The following is a 19,130-nucleotide window of genomic DNA, read 5'->3' on the forward strand; positions in this document are numbered from 1 at the left end:
AGCCATCGTCTCCATGCCCCCTGATCTCATTGTTCTGACAGCGAGCAATGGCGAGAACCTCAAGCTGGCGGAACGCTTCGTGCAGGCCGCTGCGGCTCAAAACGCCAGCGCCGAACTGATCGACCTCACGCAGCTCGACCTGCCTTTGTTCACGCCGCGCGTGAAGGCAGCAGGACCAGGTCCTGACCTGGCGGGCGTTCACGACCAGCTGCACCGAGCACCACGCTGGGTGATCTACGCCCCGGAATACAACGGCTCGATTCCGCCGTCGCTCACCAATGCCATTGCCTGGCTCTCGGTGACGGACGACGACTTCCGATCCCTGTTCAACGGGCGGCCGATTGCCATGGCCACCTTCTCCGGCGGTGGAGGCATGGAACTGCTGGTGTCGCTGCGCATCCAGCTCACCCACCTCGGGGCTCAGGTGGTGGGACGGCAACTGCTGAGCAATCACGCCAAACCCGCTCAGGACGACAGCATCAGCGACCTGGTGCAGCGACTTCTGCAGATGTCACCGCTCGAGCTCTGACCCTGGCGTAAAGCAAACCGGAAAAGATCTGGTGCAAGCGCGAGACACCAGATCTTGTGCCCTGAAATGACGGAGTCACTTACAAACAATCCCTAGAGCGATGGGATTCATGAACGGCCAAGAGGCCTCGGTTCGGTACCGCGGCTTTCTTTTGATGCCTCAAACTAACCGGAGCTGGCTGGTGAGGCCGGAACGTAGCCCGATGCGGTTGCTGCCATTCCGTACACCAACTTGCTCACTCGCTGACGTCAAAGCCTTGCTGGACTGGCGTCTCGGCCAGGAAGAATCTGAAATTGGCGTGGCCTGAACTCAGGCCGCTGCTGGTGGTGGGGTGGGATCGCCAACCGGTTGAAAAGGAATCACCAAGGTGGCCCAGTGATCGGGCCGCTCCGGGCGGCTGCGACGGGAACGGCGGGTACCGAAGGGAACCCGAATCACATTGGTTCCTTCAATTGACAAGGTGTGGCCGCGATTGAAGGCCGATTCCAGACCATCCGGAAGTTGAGGAAGGGCAGGCCCTTCAATGCTGCTGAGTGCAGATTTCTTGTTGTTGTCCCGATCCATGGTGTCCCCCGACAGACGAATCAGTTGTCGAACAGTTTGACCGAACTCGCAAGGGCGATGAACGGAATCAAACCAATTTTTCCGTTTTCAGTGAAAATTTACACGGTCTGAACCCCTTACACCAGGGCTTCAAGCCGCCACTGCCACCGCCTCCACCGAAGGACAGGTGCACACCAGGTTGCGATCACCAAAGGCGTTGTCAATCCGAGCCACAGAGGGCCAGATCTTGCTCTCCTGCTGTCCCTCCATCGGGAAGGCGGCCTGCTGACGGCTGTAGGGACGGTCCCATTGATCCGCTGTGACGGCAGCCAGGGTGTGCGGAGCACGCTTGAGCGGGTTGTCCTGAGGATCGCTGGAGCCGGTTTCAATGGCGCGAATCTCCTCGCGGATCGCCACCAGGGCATCGGCAAAACGATCCAGCTCCGCCAGACTTTCGCTTTCGGTGGGCTCCACCATCACCGTTCCCGCCACCGGCCAGCTGACGGTGGGCGCATGGAAGCCGTAGTCCATCAAACGCTTGGCGATGTCATCCACATCGATCCCCGCATCCCGTTTGAGCGGGCGCAGGTCGAGGATGCATTCATGAGCCACACACCCGGTACTGCCTCGAAACAGCACGGGGTACGAAGCGTCGAGCCGATGGGCGAGGTAGTTGGCCGACAACAGCGCCACGGCACTGGCCTGCCGCAGGGCCTCCGCCCCCATCATCCGCAGGTACATCCAGCTGATCGGCAGGATGCTGGCACTGCCGAGCGCTGCTGCGGACACAGGGCCGATGGCCGATGCGGCACCTGCCTGCAAGGGATGCCCCGGCAGAAAGGGCTCCAGATGCGCCGCCACACCAATCGGCCCCACTCCAGGACCACCACCCCCATGGGGAATGCAGAAGGTCTTGTGCAGGTTGAGGTGGCAGACATCGGCACCGAAGGCACCGGGACGGCACAGCCCCACCTGGGCATTGAGGTTGGCCCCATCGAGGTACACCTGACCGCCGTGCTGATGCACCACCGAGCAGATCTCACGGATGCCGGTCTCGAACACGCCGTGGGTGGAGGGATAGGTGACCATCAGCGCTGCCAACCTGTCGGCGTGCTGGGCAGCCTTGGCCGCAAGATCCTGCTGATCGATGTTGCCCTCGTCATCGCAGGCCACGGCGACCACCTTGAGGCCGGCCATCACGGCACTGGCGGGATTGGTGCCATGGGCGCTGGTGGGGATCAAACAGATGTCGCGATCGGCCTCACCGCGGGAGCGATGCCAGGCGCGAATCACCAGCAGCCCTGCGTATTCCCCCTGGGAACCGGCATTGGGCTGCAACGACACGGCGGCAAATCCCGTCAGGGCAGCCAGCCATTGCTCCAGATCATTAGCCAGACGGCGATAGCCCTGGGCCTGATCAGCTGGGGCAAAGGGATGCAACGCCGCGAACGCAGGCCAGCTCACAGGCTGCAGCTCAGCGGCGGCATTGAGCTTCATGGTGCAGCTGCCCAACGGAATCATCCCGTGCACAAGCGACAGATCACGGCTCACCAACCGCTGGATGTAGCGCATCAGCTCTGATTCGCTGCGGTACTGGTGAAAGACCGGCTGGCTCAGCCAGGGTTGGCTGCGCGACGGCAGGGAGAGGGAAGGGGGCTGCTCAGCCTCAAGCTCCGGCAGCTCCTGGCCGCAGGCCTCAGCCAACAGTGCGAGGAGGGCTTGCAGCTCCCGTTGATCCGAGAGCTCATCCAGGCTGATGCCGAATCCGGTGGCGTCCGCCGTCGCTGCGCCATCGGGCAGGACCCGCAGATTGAAACCTGCCGCTGCGGCAGCGCGGTGCACAGCCGGTGCCGACGCACAGCGCACGGTGACGGTGTCGAAGCGATCGGCGACCTCCAGCGGATAGCCAAGGGCTCGCAGGCCCTGCTCCAGCTGGCAGCGCAGGCCAACAATGCGCTGGGCGATGGCCTGCAAACCATCGGGCCCATGATGCACCGCATAAAACGAGGCCATCACAGCTAGCAGCACCTGGGCCGTGCAGATGTTGCTGGTGGCCTTGTCGCGACGGATGTGCTGCTCACGGGTTTGCAGCGCCAAGCGCAGGGCCGAGCGACCTTCTGCATCTTTGGATTGCCCCACCAAACGGCCGGGGATCTGGCGCTTGTAGGCCTCAACCGTGGCGAAGAAGGCGGCATGGGGGCCACCGAATCCCATCGGCACCCCCAGGCGTTGGGCGCTGCCCACGGCAATGTCGGCCCCCAGGGATCCCACGGGCGCCATCAGGGTCTGCGCCAGGGGATCGATGGCCACAGTGGCCAAGGCACCGGCGGCATGGGCCGCGTCGATCACGGCTGATGGATCCCAGAGGCATCCATCGGCGCCGGGCAACTGCAACAGCACTCCGAACACGGACGCGTCGATCGACGCTGTGGCCGGGTCGATCCGCTCAAGGCTGATGCCAAGGGGTTCGGCGCGGGTCTGCAGCACCGCCCAGGTTTGTGGCAGCACATTCGCGTCCACCAAAAACCGGGTCGCCTCAGGGCGACGGCACACCCCAAAGCTGAGGCTCATGGCCTCCGCAGCTGCGGTGGCTTCATCCAGCAGCGACGCGTTGGCGATCGGCAAGCCCGTGAGCTCACTGATCAGGGTTTGAAAGTTGAGCAGGGCCTCCAAGCGACCCTGGGCGATTTCCGCCTGGTAGGGGGTGTATGCGGTGTACCAGGCCGGATTCTCAAAAACGTGGCGCTGGATCAGGGCCGGGGTTGCTGTGCCGTAGTAACCCAGCCCGATCAAAGAACGGCGCAGCGTGTTGGTCTCGCTCAACTGCTTCAGCTGCCGCAGGGCCTCCGCCTCGCCACATCCCTCGGGCAAAGCTTCGACCGGCGGTGCTGGGTCGAGGATGTCGGCGGGCACGACATCAGCGATGAACTCCTGCAGATCGCTGTAGCCCAGGGCATTGAGCATGCGGAGCTGTTCCGTCTCACTCGGGCCGATGTGCCGCTGCGCAAAAGGAGAAGTCAACGTCGAATGCAGCAGTCCGTCGGGCGATCGTAAGAGCGAAGCCCCGGCGCTGATGTCGGTCAGCGTTGATGTCAGCCAGCGTTGACCTTGGCGCCGTAGGCCTCGGCGGTCATCAGGCTGTCGAGCTCGGAGGGATCCGACGGACGCAGCACCAGCAGCCAGCCCTCACCGTGGGGGTCGTTCTGCAGTTCCTCCGGACTGGCCAGCACCGCTTCATTGCGCTGCACCACCTCACCGGCAATCGGTGCATACATGTCTTCCACAGCCTTCACCGACTCCACCGAGCCAAAGCTGGTGCCCTTCGCCAGGCTGGCGCCCACATCCGGCAGATCCACAAAAACGATGTCGCCTAGCTGATCCACGGCGAAAGAACTGATGCCCACCCGCACCAGCTCACCATCGGCATTGGCGTACTCGTGGCTGTCAGCGAAGCGAAAAGAGTCGGGGAACGCGAACGCCATCGACGCAGTTTCAGGTGGTCCCAGTCTGCGGGAGATTGATCAGTCCTGCCGCATTGAGGTCACACAACGCACGGGACAGGGCCAAGCGGATGTGGGCGCGATGGGTGCCGCCCTGCACATAGAGGTTGAACGGTTCCCGCAGCGGCGCATCGGCCGAAAATTCACTGGTGGAGCCGTCGATGAAGGTTCCACCAGCCATCACCAGATCAGAGGCATAGCCAGGCATCGAGGCAGGCACTGGATCGAGGTAGGCCCCGATCGGCGACATCGCCTGGAAGGCACGGCACACGACTTTGAGAGCGTCCGGACTGCCCAGCCGCACCGCCTGGATCAAATCGCTGCGCACCGCACCTGGCAGCGGGTTCACGGGGAAGCCCAGCCGCTCAAACACCCCCGCCACCAGATCGGCGCCAATCAAGGCCTCCGAAACCATCTGCGGCGCGAGGAACAGCCCCTGCAGCACCAGCCGCTGCAGGTCAAATCCCGTTCCGCCCTCACTGCCGATCCCCGGCGCCGTTAGCCGGCAGCAGGACTGCTCCACCAGATCGGCCCGTCCTGCGATGTAGCCGCCAGTGGGGGCAATGGTGCCGCCGAGGTTCTTGATCAACGATCCAGCGATCAGATCCGCCCCAACCGCCGTCGGCTCCTGCTCCTGCACCAATTCGCCATAGCAGTTGTCGACAAAGACAACGCAGTCGGGCTGGCGGGCATGGATGCGCTCACACAGCCCGGCAATCTGCTCAACCGTGACCGACGGACGCCAGCTGTAGCCACAGCTGCGCTGGATCAACACCAACCGGCAGGGGTGCTCCAGGGCTTGGCTCAACGCCGCCTCATCGACCGCCCCATCGGGCTGCAGATCGATTTCGTCGTAGGCAACCCCGAATTCCGCCAGGGAACCCTGGCCCTTGCCGCGCAGACCGATCACCTCCTCAAGGGTGTCGTAGGGACGGCCCGTGATTGAAAGCAAACGATCACCGGGCCGCAACACCCCGAACAGCGCAGCGGCGATGGCATGGGTGCCGCTGACGAATTGCAGGCGCACCGCGGCGGCTTCAGCCCCCAGCACCCGGGCAAAGACCCGATCCACCACCTCACGGCCCTGATCCCCGTGGCCATAACCGGTGAGCGACGCGAAATGCTGGGTTCCAACGCGCTCGGCCGCCAAGGCCTCCAACACGCGCTGCAAGCGTTGCCCCACCGCCGCCGTCCTCGCTGCAGCCAGGTCGGCCTGATCCCGCGCCACCGCGTCGATCAGTTCCTCTGCAAACGCACTGATCACCACTTGCCTGACGGATGTCATGCCTTCCTAAACCCTGACCAAAGCCAGGATTCACAACCCGACCGAACCTCTGCTGTTTGCCAACTCCTTTAGATTTCTGTCACTAACGGCACCATCCGCTCCCTGGTTTTCCTGTCTGAGCGGCTTTGTCAATCCAAGGAGAATCCGCTTGGTTTCCTCGCAAACAGCTGACACCCGCGAGCTTCGGCAACGGGCCGCGGTGATGGCACCGCGCGACCCCCTGCCGGCGCGTCAGCGCAAATTCAAGACGGGAACCACCAGCTTCATGGTGGTGATGCACGTGCTTGCAACCGTGGCTCTGCTCCCGCGCTTCTGGAGCTGGCAGGGCGTTGTGGCCTTCGGCGTTCTCTATTGGATGACGGTTCTGGGCGTCACCCTGGGCCTGCACCGTCTGGTGGCACACCGCAGCATGGTGGTCCCGGTGTGGGTTGAGCGCATCCTGGTGCTGATGGGCACCCTCGCCTGCCAGAGCGGCCCGATCGAATGGGTGGGTCTGCATCGCCATCACCACCGTTTTTCAGATCAGCCCACGGATCACCATGACGCTGGCCGTGGCCTGTGGTGGGCCCACAGCGAATGGATGCTGCATGACATCCCTGCCCTGAAGGAACTCGACCGCTACGCCGGCGACCTTCAGTGCGACCCCTTCTATCGCTGGCTCGACCGCTGGTTCCTGTTGCTGCAAATCCCCCTGGGCCTGGGGCTCTACTGGTTCGGTGAAGCCGCCCAGGTGCATGGCGGTGGCATTGGCCTGGTGCTTTGGGCCATTCCTCTGCGCCTCGTGGTCGTGTACCACGTGACCTGGCTGGTGAACTCCGCCACCCACGCCTTCGGCTACCGCAATTTCGATTGCCCCGACCTGTCCCGCAATTGCTGGTGGGTGGCGCTGCTCTCCTTCGGTGAGGGCTGGCACAACAACCACCACGCTCATCCGGCCAGTGCTCGCCACGGTTTGCGCTGGTTTGAGTTTGATCTCACCTGGCAACATGTGCGCCTGCTCAAGCGGCTTGGACTGGCCAGCCGGATCCGCACAGCTCGTTATGTGCCCTGAGCCTCCTGAGGCTCAAAACCATCTTCAACAACAGGCCACGTCGTAACGTGGTCGATCGCACCCGTCTCCATCCTTCCTACCGGTCCCATGCCTAAGCGTGTACAAGTCGTTCTGAATGAGGACGTCCTCAGCCTCGGCAAGGACGGAGACCTGGTGGAAGTGGCTCCCGGTTACGCCCGTAACTTCCTGCTGCCCTTCGGCAAAGCTGTGCCCCTCACCCCTGCGGTGATGAAGCAGGTGGAGCACCGCCGGGCCAAGGAAGCTGAGCGTCAGGCCGCCCTGAAGCAAGAAGCCGTCGACTTCAAGACTGCCCTCTCCACCATTGGGCGCTTCACCGTGAAGAAGCAAACCGGTGAAGACAACGTGCTGTTTGGCACCGTCACCAACGGTGACGTGGCAGAAGCCATCGAAACCGCCACCAAGAAGGAGATCGACCGCCGCGACATCGTGGTGCCTGAGATCCACCGCACCGGCAAGTTCACCGTGACGGTGAAGCTGCACAGCGAAGTCACCGCTGAGATCAACCTGGAAGTGGTCGGCTACTGATCGCTGTCAATTGACACTCAAACGGCTCATTCGAGCCAGAGTGTGATCCCTTCGCTTCACGCCCTGCCGCCATGGTGAGCGTCCCCCTGCCAGAGAACAACGATGGGGGACGCCGTGGTTTTGGCCAGGGCCGACGCGACGATGAGCCCAATTTCGAGGCTCTGCCAGATTCGCTTCCGCCCCAGAACCTGGAGGCGGAGGAAGCGGTGCTGGGCGGCATCCTGCTGGATCCCGATGCAATCGGGCGTGTGGCCGATGTGCTGCAGCCGGAAGCGTTTTATCTGAACGCCCACCGGGAGATCTTCCGCACCGCCCTAATGCTTCACGGCCAGGGCAAGCCGACGGATCTCACCGCCATGAGCGCCTGGCTGGCCGACACCGGCGCCCTCGAGAAGGTGGGCGGCAACAACCGACTGGTGGAGCTGGTGGAGCGGGTGCCGTCCACCGCCTCGATCGAGCAGGTGGCCCGGCTGGTGATGGACAAGTTCCTGCGCCGCCAGCTGATCCGCTCCGGCAATGAAGTGATCCAGCTGGGCTTTGATCAGAGCCTGCCGATGGAGCAGGTGCTGGATCAGGCGGAGCAGAAGATCTTTGCCATCAGCCAGGAGAAACCCTCCAAAGGGCTCACCCCCACCGCCGAAATCCTCACCCAGACCTTTGAGGAGATCGAAAGCCGCTCGCTGGGCACCTCGGTGGCCGGCATCCCGGTGAATTTCTACGACCTGGATGCGATGACCCAGGGCCTGCAGCGCAGCGACCTGATCATCGTGGCGGGCCGGCCGGCCATGGGCAAAACCTCGATCGCGCTGAACCTGGCCAAGAACGTGGCCCAGCTGCACGACATGCCGGTGTGCCTGTTCTCCCTAGAGATGAGCAAGGAGCAGCTCACCTACCGCCTGCTCTCGATGGAGGTGGGCATCGAAGCGGGCCGGCTGCGCACCGGCCGGCTGCAGCAGGAGGAATGGCCGCTGCTGGGCCAGGGCATCAACAGCCTGGGGCAACTGCCGATCTTCATCGACGACAAACCCAACTCCGGCGTGCTGGAGATGCGCTCGCTCTGCCGGCGGCTGATGGCGGAACAGGGCAAGGAGCTGGGGCTGGTGATGATCGACTACCTGCAGCTGATGGAAGGCTCGGGCTCCGACAACCGGGTGCAGGAGCTGTCGCGCATCACCCGGGGCCTGAAACAGATGGCGCGGGAACTGAACGTGCCGGTGATTGCCCTCTCCCAGCTGAGCCGGGGTGTGGAGGCACGCACCAACAAGCGACCGATGCTGAGCGACCTGCGGGAATCGGGCTCAATCGAGCAGGACGCCGACCTGGTGCTGATGATCTACCGCGACGAGTATTACAACCCGGAAACCCCCGACCGCGGCATCACCGAAGTGATCGTGACCAAGCACCGCAACGGTCCGGTGGGCACAGTGAAGCTGCTGTTCGAGCCGCAGTTCACCCGCTTCCGCAACCTGGCGGCCTGATTCTTTCGGGACGCTTGAAACACCAGGGCATGGAACGCAACATCAGACCCGACAACACGCGGCAGGGATCAACCCATCGGCCCCGGTGAAGCTCCTCGATGCAAGCTTCGAGAGTTGCGCAGACCTGCAGGAGCTGTTCCAACCGCTCTCTCCAGACCTGGTTGCCCTGCAACTGAGCTCCGGCCTGCTCAAGGGACGGGTGCAGGCCTGGGGGTTTGACGGCTTTCGGTTAAACCTGCTGAGCACCAATCAAAACCTGTTCCTCAGCGGCGCGCGGCGCCGCGAACCCTGCACCCTGGCCATTCCCCTGGATCCATCAAAGTGCGACGGGGCCTACCAAGCCCAGGGCATCTCTATGCCGTGGGCGGGCCTGATGGGATACAACCGCGGCTTGATCGATTTCGATCTCAAAGTTCCCGCTGGAGCAAGGTTGGCAACAGTGGTGATCAACAAGGCGGCCTGGCTCGACCGCCATGGGCCAACGGGCGGTCCACTCCTGATGAAACGCTGGGAGACAACCAATCAACTCGAAGTTCAACCTCCTCTGCTTGAGCAGCTTCAACGCCACCTGATGGCTCTGATGCATGGCCAAGCCGATGCTGCACAGACAGAGACATCGGATCAGCTGATACCAACCCTGATCCGTTGCTTTGAAGATCCAACAGCAGAAACGCTCCCCATCGCCAAACGGGAAACGCAGCACCAGGCGGCCATCGACGTGCTGCACTGGTGCGACAAGAACCCCAAAACACCACTAAAGATTGAGGAGATCAGCAGCGAGATTTTTCAATCACGAACATCGCTGTTCCAAGGGGCCAAAGAACACTTCCAACTCACACCCCTCGAACTGCAACGCTCGATCCGCTTGGATCGGGTGCGGCAGTTGCTGATCAACCCCAAGCAGCGCCAGCACCAAGACCTCAATGGTGGGAAGGTCTCGTGTCTCACCGGTCGCGAGCCGATTGGCGATGCGCTTCAGCTGGTCGGTCGCTTGGCCTGGCTTCAGCCGCAGTGCATCAACGCCTGCTGAGAAGAGGCGCCCATCCGCGGCCCAGGTCTACAACTGGAGCAGCCAACTTTGGTAAAGCTCCTCGTTCAGCTCCACCTTCTCAGGAAATTCTCAGATCCTTTCGCGCATTATGAGCTGTCCATCCATCACCTGAGGGGCCGAAAAGTACGCAGTTGCTGCGCTTAAAGCTTTGGGCAGGCTCGATCCCAAAACTTTAAAAAATATTGGCGTCGTGCTCACGAAGCGGCCCAGCAGTGCCGTAAGGGTTGAGGTCAGTCTTTCCGAAAATCCAAACCTAAAAGTCTTGAATCCAACAATGACCTTTACACCTGAGAACTGGAACACACCTCAGGAAACAAAGCTAAAAGGGTGCACATCTCCAGATGCTTCATTAACTTTCAGAGCCAAAGCCAACGCTCAAGGCGGCTTCAAGGGAACCGAACAAGACGAAGTAACCGTGCTCTTCAAGCAACAGAGAATTTGCAGTTTTGAGCCCAAAGACTCCTTATCAAGGCCGAAACACGAGCCAAGTCAGAGCAATTCATTCAGCGAATCAAGCCTGATCAAATTCCAATCACCATTTTTTATGATTCTAAGGGCATTCCTTCATCCTTTTTTCTTCGCTCTTGGCATGGCGAAGGCACTCCACAACACCATTTCACCTCAACATCAAAGCAAAGAGGCCGGCATACAAACAGCGCAAATCGATAACGCTGAAAATAAATTCGCGACAAACACTTTTATCCATGCCGATCCTTTGAAAACCATTTCCATGCCAATCATTGAACAAGAAACATCAGTAAATAAAGGGATCAACGAGACCATTCTCTTGGGCACTGCCCTGGCGACTGATTACTGAGAGACAACGTCTTTGAAACCGTGGATGCCGAGCCAACGAGCCTTAAAAACTCTCGGGTGCCGATAATGAAGCCATGAGCTTCAGCGCCGCCCCCACCGAATCCTTCGACGTGATCGTGGTTGGCGGCGGCCATGCCGGTTGTGAAGCAGCGATCACCGCCGCCCGGCTGGGCCTGAACACCGCCCTGTTCAGCCTCAATCTTGATCGCATCGCTTGGCAGCCCTGCAACCCGGCCGTCGGCGGCCCCGCCAAAAGCCAGCTCGTCCATGAAGTGGATGCCCTCGGTGGCGTGATCGGGCGGCTGGCTGATGCCACCGCCATCCAGAAGCGCATCCTCAACGCCAGCCGCGGCCCGGCGGTGTGGGCCCTGCGCGCCCAAACCGACAAACGCCTTTATTCCCGCCAGATGCTGCAGCTGCTGCAGCACACCCCAAACCTCGCCCTACGCGAAGCAATGGTGACCGGCCTGGAAACCAGCGGTGAAGGCGGCCAGCAACGCATCAGCGGCATCCGCACCTATTTCGGCAGCGTCTATGGCGCTGACGCGGTGATCCTCACCGCCGGCACTTTCCTGGGGGGCCGTATCTGGGTGGGGCATCAATCAATGGCCGCTGGCCGCGCCGGAGAGCAGGCCGCCGAAGGGCTCACCGAAGCGCTGCAGCAGCTCGGCTTCCAGACCGACCGGCTCAAAACCGGCACCCCCGCCCGGGTGGACCGGCGCAGCATCGCCCTCGATCAGCTGGAAGAGCAGCCCAGCGATGCAGCCGATCGTTTCTTCTCCTTTGACCCAGCCGCCTGGGTGAGCGGTGAGCAGATGAGCTGCCACATCACCCGCACCACCGCAGAAACCCATCAGCTGATCCGCGACAACCTGCACCTCACTGCCATCTACGGCGGGGTGATCGACAGCAAGGGCCCGCGCTACTGCCCCTCCATCGAAGACAAGATCGTTCGCTTCGCGGACAAGGACAGCCACCAGATCTTCCTCGAGCCGGAGGGGCGCGACACCCCGGAGATCTATGTACAGGGCTTCTCCACCGGCCTACCGGAACCGATCCAGCTGCAACTGCTGCGCAGCCTGCCGGGCCTGGAGCAAGCCGTGATGCTGCGGCCGGCATATTCCGTGGATTACGACTATCTGCCCGCCACCCAACTCAAACCCTCCCTGGAAACCAAGCGGGTGCGCGGCCTGTTCAGCGCCGGCCAGCTCAATGGCACCACGGGCTATGAGGAAGCCGCGGCCCAGGGCCTGGTGGCCGGCGTCAACGCCGCCCGGCTGATCGGCGGCCAGGAGCCGGTGCACTTCCCGCGTGAGGGCAGCTACATCGGCACGATGATCGACGATCTGGTGAGCAAAGACCTGCGCGAGCCCTACCGGGTGCTCACCAGCCGCAGCGAATACCGCCTGATCCTCCGCGGTGACAACGCCGACCGCCGCCTCACACCATTGGGCCGTGAGCTGGGCCTGATCGACGACCGCCGCTGGCAGCTGTTCGAAGACAAGCTCCAGGCGATGGAGGGTGAAAAGCAGCGGCTGGAAAGCGTGCGGCTCAAGGTGAGCGATCCGGTGGCCCCAACGGTGGAAGAGGAAACCGGTGCAGCAATCAAAGGCTCGATCACCCTGGCCGACCTGCTGCGCCGGCCCGGTATGCACGCCGCCGATCTTGTCCGCCATGGCCTGGCCGATGCCGATCTGCCGCTGCCCGTGCGCGAAGGCGCTGAAATCGACATCAAATACAACGGCTACCTGCAACGGCAGCAGCAACAGATCGATCAGGTGAAGCGCCAGAGCCAGCGCAAGCTGCCAGCCGATCTCAACTACGCCGGCATCGGCACGCTTTCCAATGAAGCCCGCGAAAAGCTCACGGCCATTCAACCCAGCACCCTTGGGCAAGCCAGCCGCATCCCCGGCGTCAGCAAAGCCGACATCACCGCCCTGTTGATGTGGCTGGAACTGCAGCAAAGGGAACGCCAACCCCTCGCCCCCAGCGCAGAAGCTCGATAGCGTTGGACTTCTGAAATCTCTGCAGTGCCAGCCCGGGTTCCCACCTCACGTGCCTACTGGAACCTGCGGACTGAGCAGGTGATGGACAACGTGTTCGACCGTGGGACGGTCACCACCCCAACCCAGCCGAACGTTGTGCCGGTGGATGTGGATGTGCACGAACCAACAACCCAACCAACCGAACCAACCAAGCGCCGCTCCCCCTCCACCTGGCTGCTGCCGCTGATCAGTGGTGTCGCCGTTGCCGGCGTGATCTGCAGCGCCTGGCTGGTGAGCAGCCTTCAGCGCTCCCGCCTGGAGCTGGAACGGAAGCAAAACGCCGCCCTAATCGAGCAGTTGCGCGAGCAAGTGGCTGCACAAGAGAGCCGCGCAGAAGAGACGGCAACGCCCGAAGACGCTTCCCTGGCGATCCAAAGCCTCGAACCGCTGACCGTGCCGATCCAACAACCCTTGACGGTTGAGCCCCTGGGCAGCGATCAGGCGTTGGCGCCGATGCCACCCGTCCCCCAACTCACTGGTGTGGTGAAGGGCCCCGGTGGCTCCAGTTCCGCGATTTTTCAACTTGGGCAGGGATCGGTGTCCGCCGGCATCGGTGAAGCGATCGGCAGCAGCGGCTGGGTGCTCACGGACGTCACCGACAGCGGTGTCGTGATCAGCCGCAACGGCCAACGCCAAACCCTCTCGGTGGGAGGACTGTTCTGAACCCCGCCCCCCGCCTTCACCCCTCACCGCACCAGCTCTGGCAAGCCCCCACCGATGCCGTGCTCTCAGCGGAGGGGCCCCGGCAACTGCCCGGCCCCTGGCGGCTGATGCTGCTGGGTGATGGCAGCCCGACCCGCCACCTGCGCCTGCTCACCGGTTCGCCCGTTGCCGTGGATCTGATCGCCATGGAGGCGGACCAGACGGACCATCCCGGTGCACCGGAGGAGGTGAAGGAGTTGATGGCACCGCTGCTGCGCCGCCAGGTGTGGCTCACCTGCGGCGGAACCCCGCTGGCTTGGGCAGAAAGCTGGTGGAACCAAGCCGAAGCGGATTGGCACCTGCGGGACCGCAACCAGCCGATCTGGAAAAGCCTCACCGAAGGGCGTTCCGAGCTGTTCCGTGAGGTGGATGGCTTGGCACTGGTGGAGGGAGACTGGCTCGATCAGACCTTTGGCCATCGCGGCCCCTACTGGAGCCGCCATTACCGCTTCTTCCGCCAGGGCAAGGCCCTCACCGTGATTCGCGAAGTGTTCAGCCCGCAACTCGAAACCTGGCTCGGGCCCACGCTGCGCCAGGAGTTTCAACAAAATTCATGAACAAACCTGCGAGTTTGTTGGGATTTGCTCTTGACAACTTGCCATTGGTTGTGCTCTCAGGAAGATGTGGGCACTTCGGTTCACCGTGTCATGGCTGCCACCACCTCCTGGCTCAGCCTCACCGACCTCGGTCGGATCTACGGCATTTCGGCGATTCACTGCGGCAAGACCCTCGAACATCAAGGCTGGCGTGACAGGAGGGGGCGCCCCACCCAGAGCGCCCTCAACGCCAATGCCGCCATGCAGACCGGCCCCCACGGCCAGGGTCGCACCGTTCTCTGGAACCGCAAGGTCTGCAGCCAGCTGCTGGAACAGAAGGGCTATGAGCCAATGAGCCGCAGCCTGCAGGTGGAGCAGTGGACCCAACTGCTGGAAGCGCTGCAGGTGGGATCCCCATCGATCACCGCCACAGCTGACCAGATGGCGGAAGAGATGCCCGGAGAGCTGCTCGACGATGTGAACCACCAGCTCGCTGCACGGGGATGCCGCTACCGGGTCAGCCCACGCTCACTGCACCCCAGCCGTTAGTCGGTCCGGCGGCGGCTGGAGCGCGGCAAAGCCCGGCGGGAACCCGCTGGATTGGGGGCGGCTTCGGGCTCCGGACGGGCTGCCGGCTGGGCCGAGCGTGACCAGCGCTGCACCCGGAAGCTGTCGTCCTCCGGCCACTCCCCAGGATCAGCGTTGAACTCCTGAGCCACAGGCGGCGTTGATGAGGGCGCTGGAGCCTGCGCTGCTGTTCCGCGGCGGCCACGGCGGGAGATGGCCTCGAGGGGGCGACGGGCGGAACGCATCGAACGCGCAGGCTCTGGCCGGCCACGGCCAGCCTCTTGCCAGGGCTCCTGCCAGTCGTCTTCCTCTTCCAGCAGCCACTCAACTTTTTCGCCGACCCAGCGGCCCACCGAATCGAGATCCAAACCGGAGCGCCGCCCTCCGGGCCGTTGTCCTGGTCGCCGACCGGACACCCCATCAACAAGCTGACGGCCGGTTTCCAAAAACTGGTCGAGACGGCGATCCCGCTGATCACGGAAACGGTCCAACCGATCGAAGCGCTCCTCCATTCCCTGACGTTACCGACGGCGTCGACGCAACCACTGTTCCCGCCGCAATCCCAGCAACACAATCACCACACCGCCGCACTCCAGAGACAGCCAGAACACCTCCATCTAGCCCTCCGCCTCCACATAACTGAGCACGCAGCTTGCATCCCAGCGGCCATGGAAATGCTCGACGCAACAGGCCCGGCAGGCGGCATTGCGTGTGCGCCTTCGGCAGGGGGTGCGACGGCCGCAACGGGGACAGACCGCCAGCCAGCGGGGCGGCCGGGGCGGCACCGGATAGCTGTGGCGGATGCTCACCTGAAACCTGCTCTGGGTTGCATTAATGGCGGCCATCCGGTCCCGGAACAGCGGACCATGGCTTTCGCGGCGACGCTGCACCAGATCCACCCAAGCGTGGATCATCTCGTGGCAAAGCGTGCTTTCCGTGGCGATCTGGGGCAACGGCTCGAGCACCGGCCGCGACAACACAATTTCGCTGCCGCGGCCCTCACCAACCCCGGGGCCACGGCGGTAGAACCCCGCCGTGCGGCTCATCCGCCCATCGCTCCAGCGCACCGCCGTCAGCGGCTGGCCCCCATCCACCAGCGCACCGCCGAAATGCTCCCGGTTGAGGCGGTGAAACAACGGCAGCAGCGGCTGCAAAGGCACAGAACGGGGGGAGGAGATCCGAATCAGCGCCATCTTGCCGTGGTCAGTCAGACTCGGCCCTGCTTTGAGAGCTGGAGATGGAACTGGGACTGGTGCGTGAGATCGGCAGCAAAGCTCTGCTGGCCGGGGGTCTCACCCTGCTGGGGTACTGGATCTACAACGCCGTGAAGTTGGTGCTCGACGCCCGCGGCATCAACCCCCTGATCAAGCAGTTCTTCACCCAGGTGGCTGCCGGCCGCATTGATGGTGCCTACCTGCTCACCACTAAGGCCTACCGCCAGCACGTGAGCCGCCAGCAGTTCATCCGCTTCCTGGCGGGCCTCAAGCTGAACAAGTTCCGCAACCTCAAGTCCGGCCGCCCCCGCGTGCAGGAAGGCAACTTGATCCTCACCGTGAAGTTGAAGTCCGAAGGAGACGAAGAACTGCCCCTCGACTTCACCTTCACCAAGGTGGACGACAACTGGCGCATTGCCCGCATCAACCAGGTCAATGGCTGATCCGCACGAGCGGGCCGCGGAACTGCGGCACCTGCTCAACCGTGCCGGCCACGCTTATTACGTTCTCGATGCACCCGTAATGGAGGACGCGGTCTACGACCGCCTCTATCGCGAGCTGCTCGAGCTGGAACAGAACGATCCGGGCCTACAACGGCCCGACAGCCCCACCCAGCGGGTGGGCGGAGCTCCGGCGGAAGGATTCACCAGCGTTGAGCACCGCGTTGGCATGCTCAGCCTCGACAACGCCTTCAACCGCGACGACCTGCAGGCCTGGCACGAGCGGCTGCTCAAGGTGCTGGACCGTCCCAATGACACCCGCCTGCCTCTGGTGGGGGAATTGAAAATTGACGGCAACGCCTTGGCTCTGAGCTACCGCAACGGGGTATTGGAGCGGGCCGCCACCCGGGGCGATGGCAGCCGTGGTGAAGAAATCACCGCCAACGTGCGCACGATCAGCTCGATTCCGCTGCGGCTGCAGATCGAGAACCCACCGGAATGGGTGGAAGTGCGAGGCGAAGCCTTCATCCCCGATGCCACCTTCGCGGCGATCAATGCCGAACGGGAGCAACGGGGCGAAGCGCTGTTCGCCAACCCCCGCAACGCCTGCGCCGGCACCCTGCGCCAACTGGATCCGAAGGTGGTGGCCGCCCGCCGGCTCGACTTCTTCGCCTACACCCTGCACCTGCCGGGTGACGCCCAACCCCCCGGCCAATGGGCAGCTCTTGAGTGGCTGAACTCGGCCGGTTTCCGCGTGAACCCGAACCGGGAGCTCTGCGGAGACCTGGCCGCCATCCAGCGCTTCTGCGACCACTGGGAGCAAGGTCGCCATGACCTCCCCTATGCCACCGACGGCGTGGTAGTGAAGCTGGACGATCTGCAGCTGCAGGACGAAGCCGGCTTCACCCAGAAGGCCCCGCGCTGGGCCATCGCCCTCAAATACCCCGCCGAAGAAGCCCCCACCCGTCTGCTCCGCGTTGGTGCTCAGGTGGGCCGCACCGGTGCCATCACCCCCGTGGCCGAATTCGAAGCGGTGGCCCTGGCCGGCACGAGCGTCAGCCGCGCCACCCTCCACAACGCCGATCGGATCGCAGAACTGGATCTGCACCTGGGCGACACCATCGTGGTGCGCAAAGCCGGCGAGATCATTCCCGAAGTGGTGCGGGTGCTGCCGGAGCTCAGGCCCAGCGACGCCACTCCGGTGCAACTGCCGCAGCAGTGCCCCGAATGCGGCTCCAACCTGGTGCGGGAGGGCGATGAAGCCGCCACCCGTTGTGTGAACAGCAGCTGCCCGGCAATCCTGAGAGGTGGTCTTCGGCACTGGGTGAGCAAGGGCGCCCTGGATGTGGATGGGCTCGGCAGCAAGTTGATCGAACAGCTGGTAGACCGCGGCCTGGTGGGTTCGCTGGCGGATCTCTACCGCCTGGATGCGGCCCTGCTCGCCAGCCTGGATCGGATGGGCGACAAGTCGGCAACCAACCTGGTGGAGGCCCTGGAGGCCTCCAAACAACAGCCGTGGCACCGCCAGCTCTACGGCCTCGGCATCCGCCACATCGGCGAGGTCAACGCCAAAGCGCTCGCGGCCGCTTTCTTCAGCATGAGCAGCCTGGTGGCAGCAGCGCTGGAGGCCCCGGAGCAGATCGCCGAACTGCATGGCATCGGCCCGGAGATCAGCGCCAGCCTTGGCCAATGGCTGCGCACCCCCGCCAACCAACAGCTGCTGCAGGACTTGCGCAGCATCGGCCTCTCCCTGGAGGCGAGTGACTCCGAGCAGGAGGCCGCCAGCCAAGCCGGAGCTGATGGCGACGGCGTGCTGCAGGGCAAAACCCTGGTACTCACGGGCACACTCCCCAACCTCAGCCGCAGCGAGGCCAAAGCGCTGATCGAAGCGGCGGGCGGCAAGGTGACCGGCAGCGTCAGCAAGAAGACCGACTACCTGGTGGCGGGCGAAGCCGCCGGCAGCAAACTGACCAAAGCCGAAAGCCTCGGGGTAACGGTGCTCAGTGAAGACGATCTCACCGCCCTGCTGCAGCCATGAGTCGATCCACCCCTGCCCTGCACCGCTGGATCAAAACCGACTGCGGCCGGGCCAAGTTGGCTGAGCTGCAGCAGCGCAAAAGCCCAATTGCTCGCGCACGCCTGGCCTGGTTCATCCTGATCGCTGCCCTGCGGGACTGGCATCTGCCCAATCCCGATCAGAGCGACGTCTCCACATCCTGAAGCGCCCGCCGGGCCGCCCGGCTCACCAGCCAGACCACGGCCAATGTGGCGAGCACTCCCACCAGCCGCAGCGCCCAGGTTCCGGCATCGGCCTCACCCCCCAGCACCTCACCGAACCGGGCCACATCGCCGGCCAAGGCCCCCAAGCCGCAGAACAGCACCGTGCCGGGGAGGATGCCGATCAAGCCGATGCTGTAGTCCCGCAGGCGCACCTCACTGAGGCCGTAGGCCAGGTTGAGCAGCGAAAAGGGGAAGGCGGGCGAGAGGCGCGTCAACAACACCAACTTCAGGCCCTCCTTGCTCACGGCCCGCTCCACCGCCTGCAGCTTGGGGAACTGCTCCAACCGGCGCCGGGCCCAGTCGCGCAGCACCGAACGCCCCAGCAGAAACACCACCAACGCCCCGAGGCAGGCCCCAACAAACACCAGGCCACTGCCAAGCCAAGTGCCATAGAGCACCCCGGCCAGCATCGACGCCCAAACCCCCGGCAGCAACAGCGTCACCCAGAGGGCATAAAGCGGTATGAACAGCAGCGCCCCAGCGGGGGAGCGCAGCAGCTCCAACACATCCGGCAGCCAGTGCTGAACCAAGGAGATCAAGCGGACTC

General features: G+C 63.5%; 21 protein-coding genes. 14 read left to right on the forward strand and 7 right to left on the reverse strand.

Annotated elements, in window-relative coordinates:
• Positions 1-13: 13 nt before the first annotated feature.
• Positions 14-529, forward strand: coding sequence for an NADPH-dependent FMN reductase (locus tag SynA1562_RS12210; RefSeq protein ID WP_186494065.1), 516 nt, complete (start codon positions 14-16; stop codon positions 527-529).
• A gap of 100 nt (positions 530-629) precedes the next feature.
• Complete coding sequence (locus SynA1562_RS13125; protein WP_255445668.1) at positions 630-836, forward strand: hypothetical protein; 207 nt, start codon at positions 630-632, stop codon at positions 834-836.
• 2 nt (positions 837-838) lie between these two features.
• Here SynA1562_RS13125 and SynA1562_RS12215 read toward each other — a convergent pair whose 3' ends face one another.
• From SynA1562_RS12215 to SynA1562_RS12230, 4 genes are all read right to left on the reverse strand, one after another.
• Positions 839-1,093: a hypothetical protein gene (locus SynA1562_RS12215; protein ID WP_186494066.1), complete on the reverse strand. Its 255-nt coding sequence runs from the start codon at positions 1,091-1,093 to the stop codon at positions 839-841.
• Positions 1,094-1,222: 129 nt separating this feature from the next.
• Complete coding sequence (gene gcvP, locus SynA1562_RS12220) at positions 1,223-4,093, reverse strand: aminomethyl-transferring glycine dehydrogenase (RefSeq protein ID WP_186494067.1); 2,871 nt, start codon at positions 4,091-4,093, stop codon at positions 1,223-1,225.
• A 71-nt stretch (positions 4,094-4,164) separates the two neighbouring features.
• A complete protein-coding gene (gene gcvH, locus SynA1562_RS12225; RefSeq protein ID WP_186494068.1) occupies positions 4,165-4,554 on the reverse strand; it encodes a glycine cleavage system protein GcvH in 390 nt (129 codons plus the stop codon).
• A 10-nt stretch (positions 4,555-4,564) separates the two neighbouring features.
• The gene (locus SynA1562_RS12230) at positions 4,565-5,857 is read right to left on the reverse strand and encodes a methionine gamma-lyase family protein (RefSeq protein WP_186494069.1); all 1,293 of its coding nucleotides are present in this window, start codon (positions 5,855-5,857) and stop codon (positions 4,565-4,567) included.
• Between the two features lie 202 nt (positions 5,858-6,059).
• On the opposite strand from SynA1562_RS12230, the gene SynA1562_RS12235 reads away from it, so the two are divergent.
• The 9 genes from SynA1562_RS12235 (at position 6,060) to SynA1562_RS12275 (ending at position 14,631) form a co-directional block, all read left to right on the forward strand.
• Complete coding sequence (locus SynA1562_RS12235; protein WP_370593288.1) at positions 6,060-6,908, forward strand: acyl-CoA desaturase; 849 nt, start codon at positions 6,060-6,062, stop codon at positions 6,906-6,908.
• Positions 6,909-6,995: 87 nt separating this feature from the next.
• Complete coding sequence (gene rplI / locus SynA1562_RS12240) at positions 6,996-7,454, forward strand: 50S ribosomal protein L9 (protein ID WP_186494071.1); 459 nt, start codon at positions 6,996-6,998, stop codon at positions 7,452-7,454.
• A 71-nt stretch (positions 7,455-7,525) separates the two neighbouring features.
• On the forward strand, positions 7,526-8,932 hold the full coding sequence (dnaB, locus tag SynA1562_RS12245) for a replicative DNA helicase (RefSeq protein WP_115160937.1): 1,407 nt from the start codon (positions 7,526-7,528) through the stop codon (positions 8,930-8,932).
• Positions 8,933-9,017: 85 nt separating this feature from the next.
• The gene (locus SynA1562_RS12250) at positions 9,018-9,962 is read left to right on the forward strand and encodes a helix-turn-helix transcriptional regulator (RefSeq protein ID WP_186494072.1); all 945 of its coding nucleotides are present in this window, start codon (positions 9,018-9,020) and stop codon (positions 9,960-9,962) included.
• Between the two features lie 169 nt (positions 9,963-10,131).
• Positions 10,132-10,800 carry a hypothetical protein gene (locus SynA1562_RS12255; protein WP_186494073.1) on the forward strand — a complete coding sequence of 223 codons (669 nt, stop codon included), beginning with the start codon at positions 10,132-10,134 and terminating at the stop codon, positions 10,798-10,800.
• A gap of 73 nt (positions 10,801-10,873) precedes the next feature.
• A complete protein-coding gene (gene mnmG / locus SynA1562_RS12260; protein WP_186494074.1) occupies positions 10,874-12,805 on the forward strand; it encodes a tRNA uridine-5-carboxymethylaminomethyl(34) synthesis enzyme MnmG in 1,932 nt (643 codons plus the stop codon).
• A gap of 24 nt (positions 12,806-12,829) precedes the next feature.
• Entirely contained in the window at positions 12,830-13,507 is a 678-nt protein-coding gene (locus tag SynA1562_RS12265; protein WP_255445669.1) for a pilus assembly protein PilZ, read from the forward strand.
• Positions 13,504-14,103, forward strand: a complete 600-nt coding sequence (locus tag SynA1562_RS12270; RefSeq protein ID WP_186495440.1) for a chorismate lyase — start codon at positions 13,504-13,506, stop codon at positions 14,101-14,103. Before SynA1562_RS12265 ends, SynA1562_RS12270 begins: the two co-directional genes overlap by 4 nt.
• Before the next feature lie 90 nt (positions 14,104-14,193).
• Positions 14,194-14,631, forward strand: a complete 438-nt coding sequence (locus tag SynA1562_RS12275) for a hypothetical protein (protein ID WP_186494075.1) — start codon at positions 14,194-14,196, stop codon at positions 14,629-14,631.
• Here the strand turns inward: SynA1562_RS12275 and SynA1562_RS12280 are convergent.
• Both SynA1562_RS12280 and SynA1562_RS12285 read right to left on the reverse strand, forming a co-directional pair.
• On the reverse strand, positions 14,628-15,161 hold the full coding sequence (locus SynA1562_RS12280) for a hypothetical protein (RefSeq protein ID WP_186494076.1): 534 nt from the start codon (positions 15,159-15,161) through the stop codon (positions 14,628-14,630). The two genes, SynA1562_RS12275 and SynA1562_RS12280, sit on opposite strands and share 4 nt — an antisense overlap.
• Before the next feature lie 105 nt (positions 15,162-15,266).
• Positions 15,267-15,842 (reverse strand): SprT family zinc-dependent metalloprotease, encoded by a 576-nt coding sequence (locus tag SynA1562_RS12285; protein WP_186494077.1) that lies wholly within the window; start codon positions 15,840-15,842, stop codon positions 15,267-15,269.
• Between the two features lie 44 nt (positions 15,843-15,886).
• Here SynA1562_RS12285 and SynA1562_RS12290 point away from each other — a divergent pair, with 44 nt between their 5' ends.
• The 3 genes from SynA1562_RS12290 to SynA1562_RS12300 are packed head-to-tail and all read left to right on the forward strand — an operon-like array spanning position 15,887 to position 18,523.
• Positions 15,887-16,306, forward strand: coding sequence for a hypothetical protein (locus tag SynA1562_RS12290; RefSeq protein WP_011365474.1), 420 nt, complete (start codon positions 15,887-15,889; stop codon positions 16,304-16,306).
• Entirely contained in the window at positions 16,299-18,341 is a 2,043-nt protein-coding gene (gene ligA / locus SynA1562_RS12295) for an NAD-dependent DNA ligase LigA (RefSeq protein WP_186494078.1), read from the forward strand. The genes SynA1562_RS12290 and ligA overlap by 8 nt, the downstream gene beginning before the upstream one ends.
• On the forward strand, positions 18,338-18,523 hold the full coding sequence (locus SynA1562_RS12300) for a hypothetical protein (RefSeq protein WP_186494079.1): 186 nt from the start codon (positions 18,338-18,340) through the stop codon (positions 18,521-18,523). The genes ligA and SynA1562_RS12300 overlap by 4 nt, the downstream gene beginning before the upstream one ends.
• On the opposite strand, the gene SynA1562_RS12305 is transcribed toward SynA1562_RS12300, so the two are convergent.
• A complete protein-coding gene (locus SynA1562_RS12305; protein ID WP_186494080.1) occupies positions 18,499-19,122 on the reverse strand; it encodes a TVP38/TMEM64 family protein in 624 nt (207 codons plus the stop codon). The genes SynA1562_RS12300 and SynA1562_RS12305 overlap by 25 nt on opposite strands.
• Positions 19,123-19,130 lie beyond the last annotated feature (8 nt).

The sequence above is a fragment of the Synechococcus sp. A15-62 genome, from assembly GCF_014280075.1.
In the GTDB taxonomy this organism is placed as follows: domain Bacteria; phylum Cyanobacteriota; class Cyanobacteriia; order PCC-6307; family Cyanobiaceae; genus Parasynechococcus.

Excerpts from the sequence above, each read along its gene's own strand:
- SynA1562_RS12210 (WP_186494065.1), top strand. The coding sequence starts at position 14 with ATGCCCCCTGATCTCATTGTTCTGACAGCGAGCAATGGCGAGAACCTC.
- SynA1562_RS13125 (WP_255445668.1), top strand. The coding sequence starts at position 630 with ATGGGATTCATGAACGGCCAAGAGGCCTCGGTTCGGTACCGCGGCTTT.
- SynA1562_RS12215 (WP_186494066.1), bottom strand. The coding sequence starts at position 1,093 with ATGGATCGGGACAACAACAAGAAATCTGCACTCAGCAGCATTGAAGGG.
- gcvH (WP_186494068.1), bottom strand. The coding sequence starts at position 4,554 with ATGGCGTTCGCGTTCCCCGACTCTTTTCGCTTCGCTGACAGCCACGAG.
- SynA1562_RS12230 (WP_186494069.1), bottom strand. The coding sequence starts at position 5,857 with ATGACATCCGTCAGGCAAGTGGTGATCAGTGCGTTTGCAGAGGAACTG.
- SynA1562_RS12235 (WP_370593288.1), top strand. The coding sequence starts at position 6,060 with ATGGCACCGCGCGACCCCCTGCCGGCGCGTCAGCGCAAATTCAAGACG.
- rplI (WP_186494071.1), top strand. The coding sequence starts at position 6,996 with ATGCCTAAGCGTGTACAAGTCGTTCTGAATGAGGACGTCCTCAGCCTC.
- dnaB (WP_115160937.1), top strand. The coding sequence starts at position 7,526 with ATGGTGAGCGTCCCCCTGCCAGAGAACAACGATGGGGGACGCCGTGGT.
- mnmG (WP_186494074.1), top strand. The coding sequence starts at position 10,874 with ATGAGCTTCAGCGCCGCCCCCACCGAATCCTTCGACGTGATCGTGGTT.
- SynA1562_RS12275 (WP_186494075.1), top strand. The coding sequence starts at position 14,194 with ATGGCTGCCACCACCTCCTGGCTCAGCCTCACCGACCTCGGTCGGATC.
- SynA1562_RS12280 (WP_186494076.1), bottom strand. The coding sequence starts at position 15,161 with ATGGAGGAGCGCTTCGATCGGTTGGACCGTTTCCGTGATCAGCGGGAT.
- SynA1562_RS12285 (WP_186494077.1), bottom strand. The coding sequence starts at position 15,842 with ATGGCGCTGATTCGGATCTCCTCCCCCCGTTCTGTGCCTTTGCAGCCG.
- SynA1562_RS12290 (WP_011365474.1), top strand. The coding sequence starts at position 15,887 with ATGGAACTGGGACTGGTGCGTGAGATCGGCAGCAAAGCTCTGCTGGCC.
- ligA (WP_186494078.1), top strand. The coding sequence starts at position 16,299 with ATGGCTGATCCGCACGAGCGGGCCGCGGAACTGCGGCACCTGCTCAAC.
- SynA1562_RS12300 (WP_186494079.1), top strand. The coding sequence starts at position 18,338 with ATGAGTCGATCCACCCCTGCCCTGCACCGCTGGATCAAAACCGACTGC.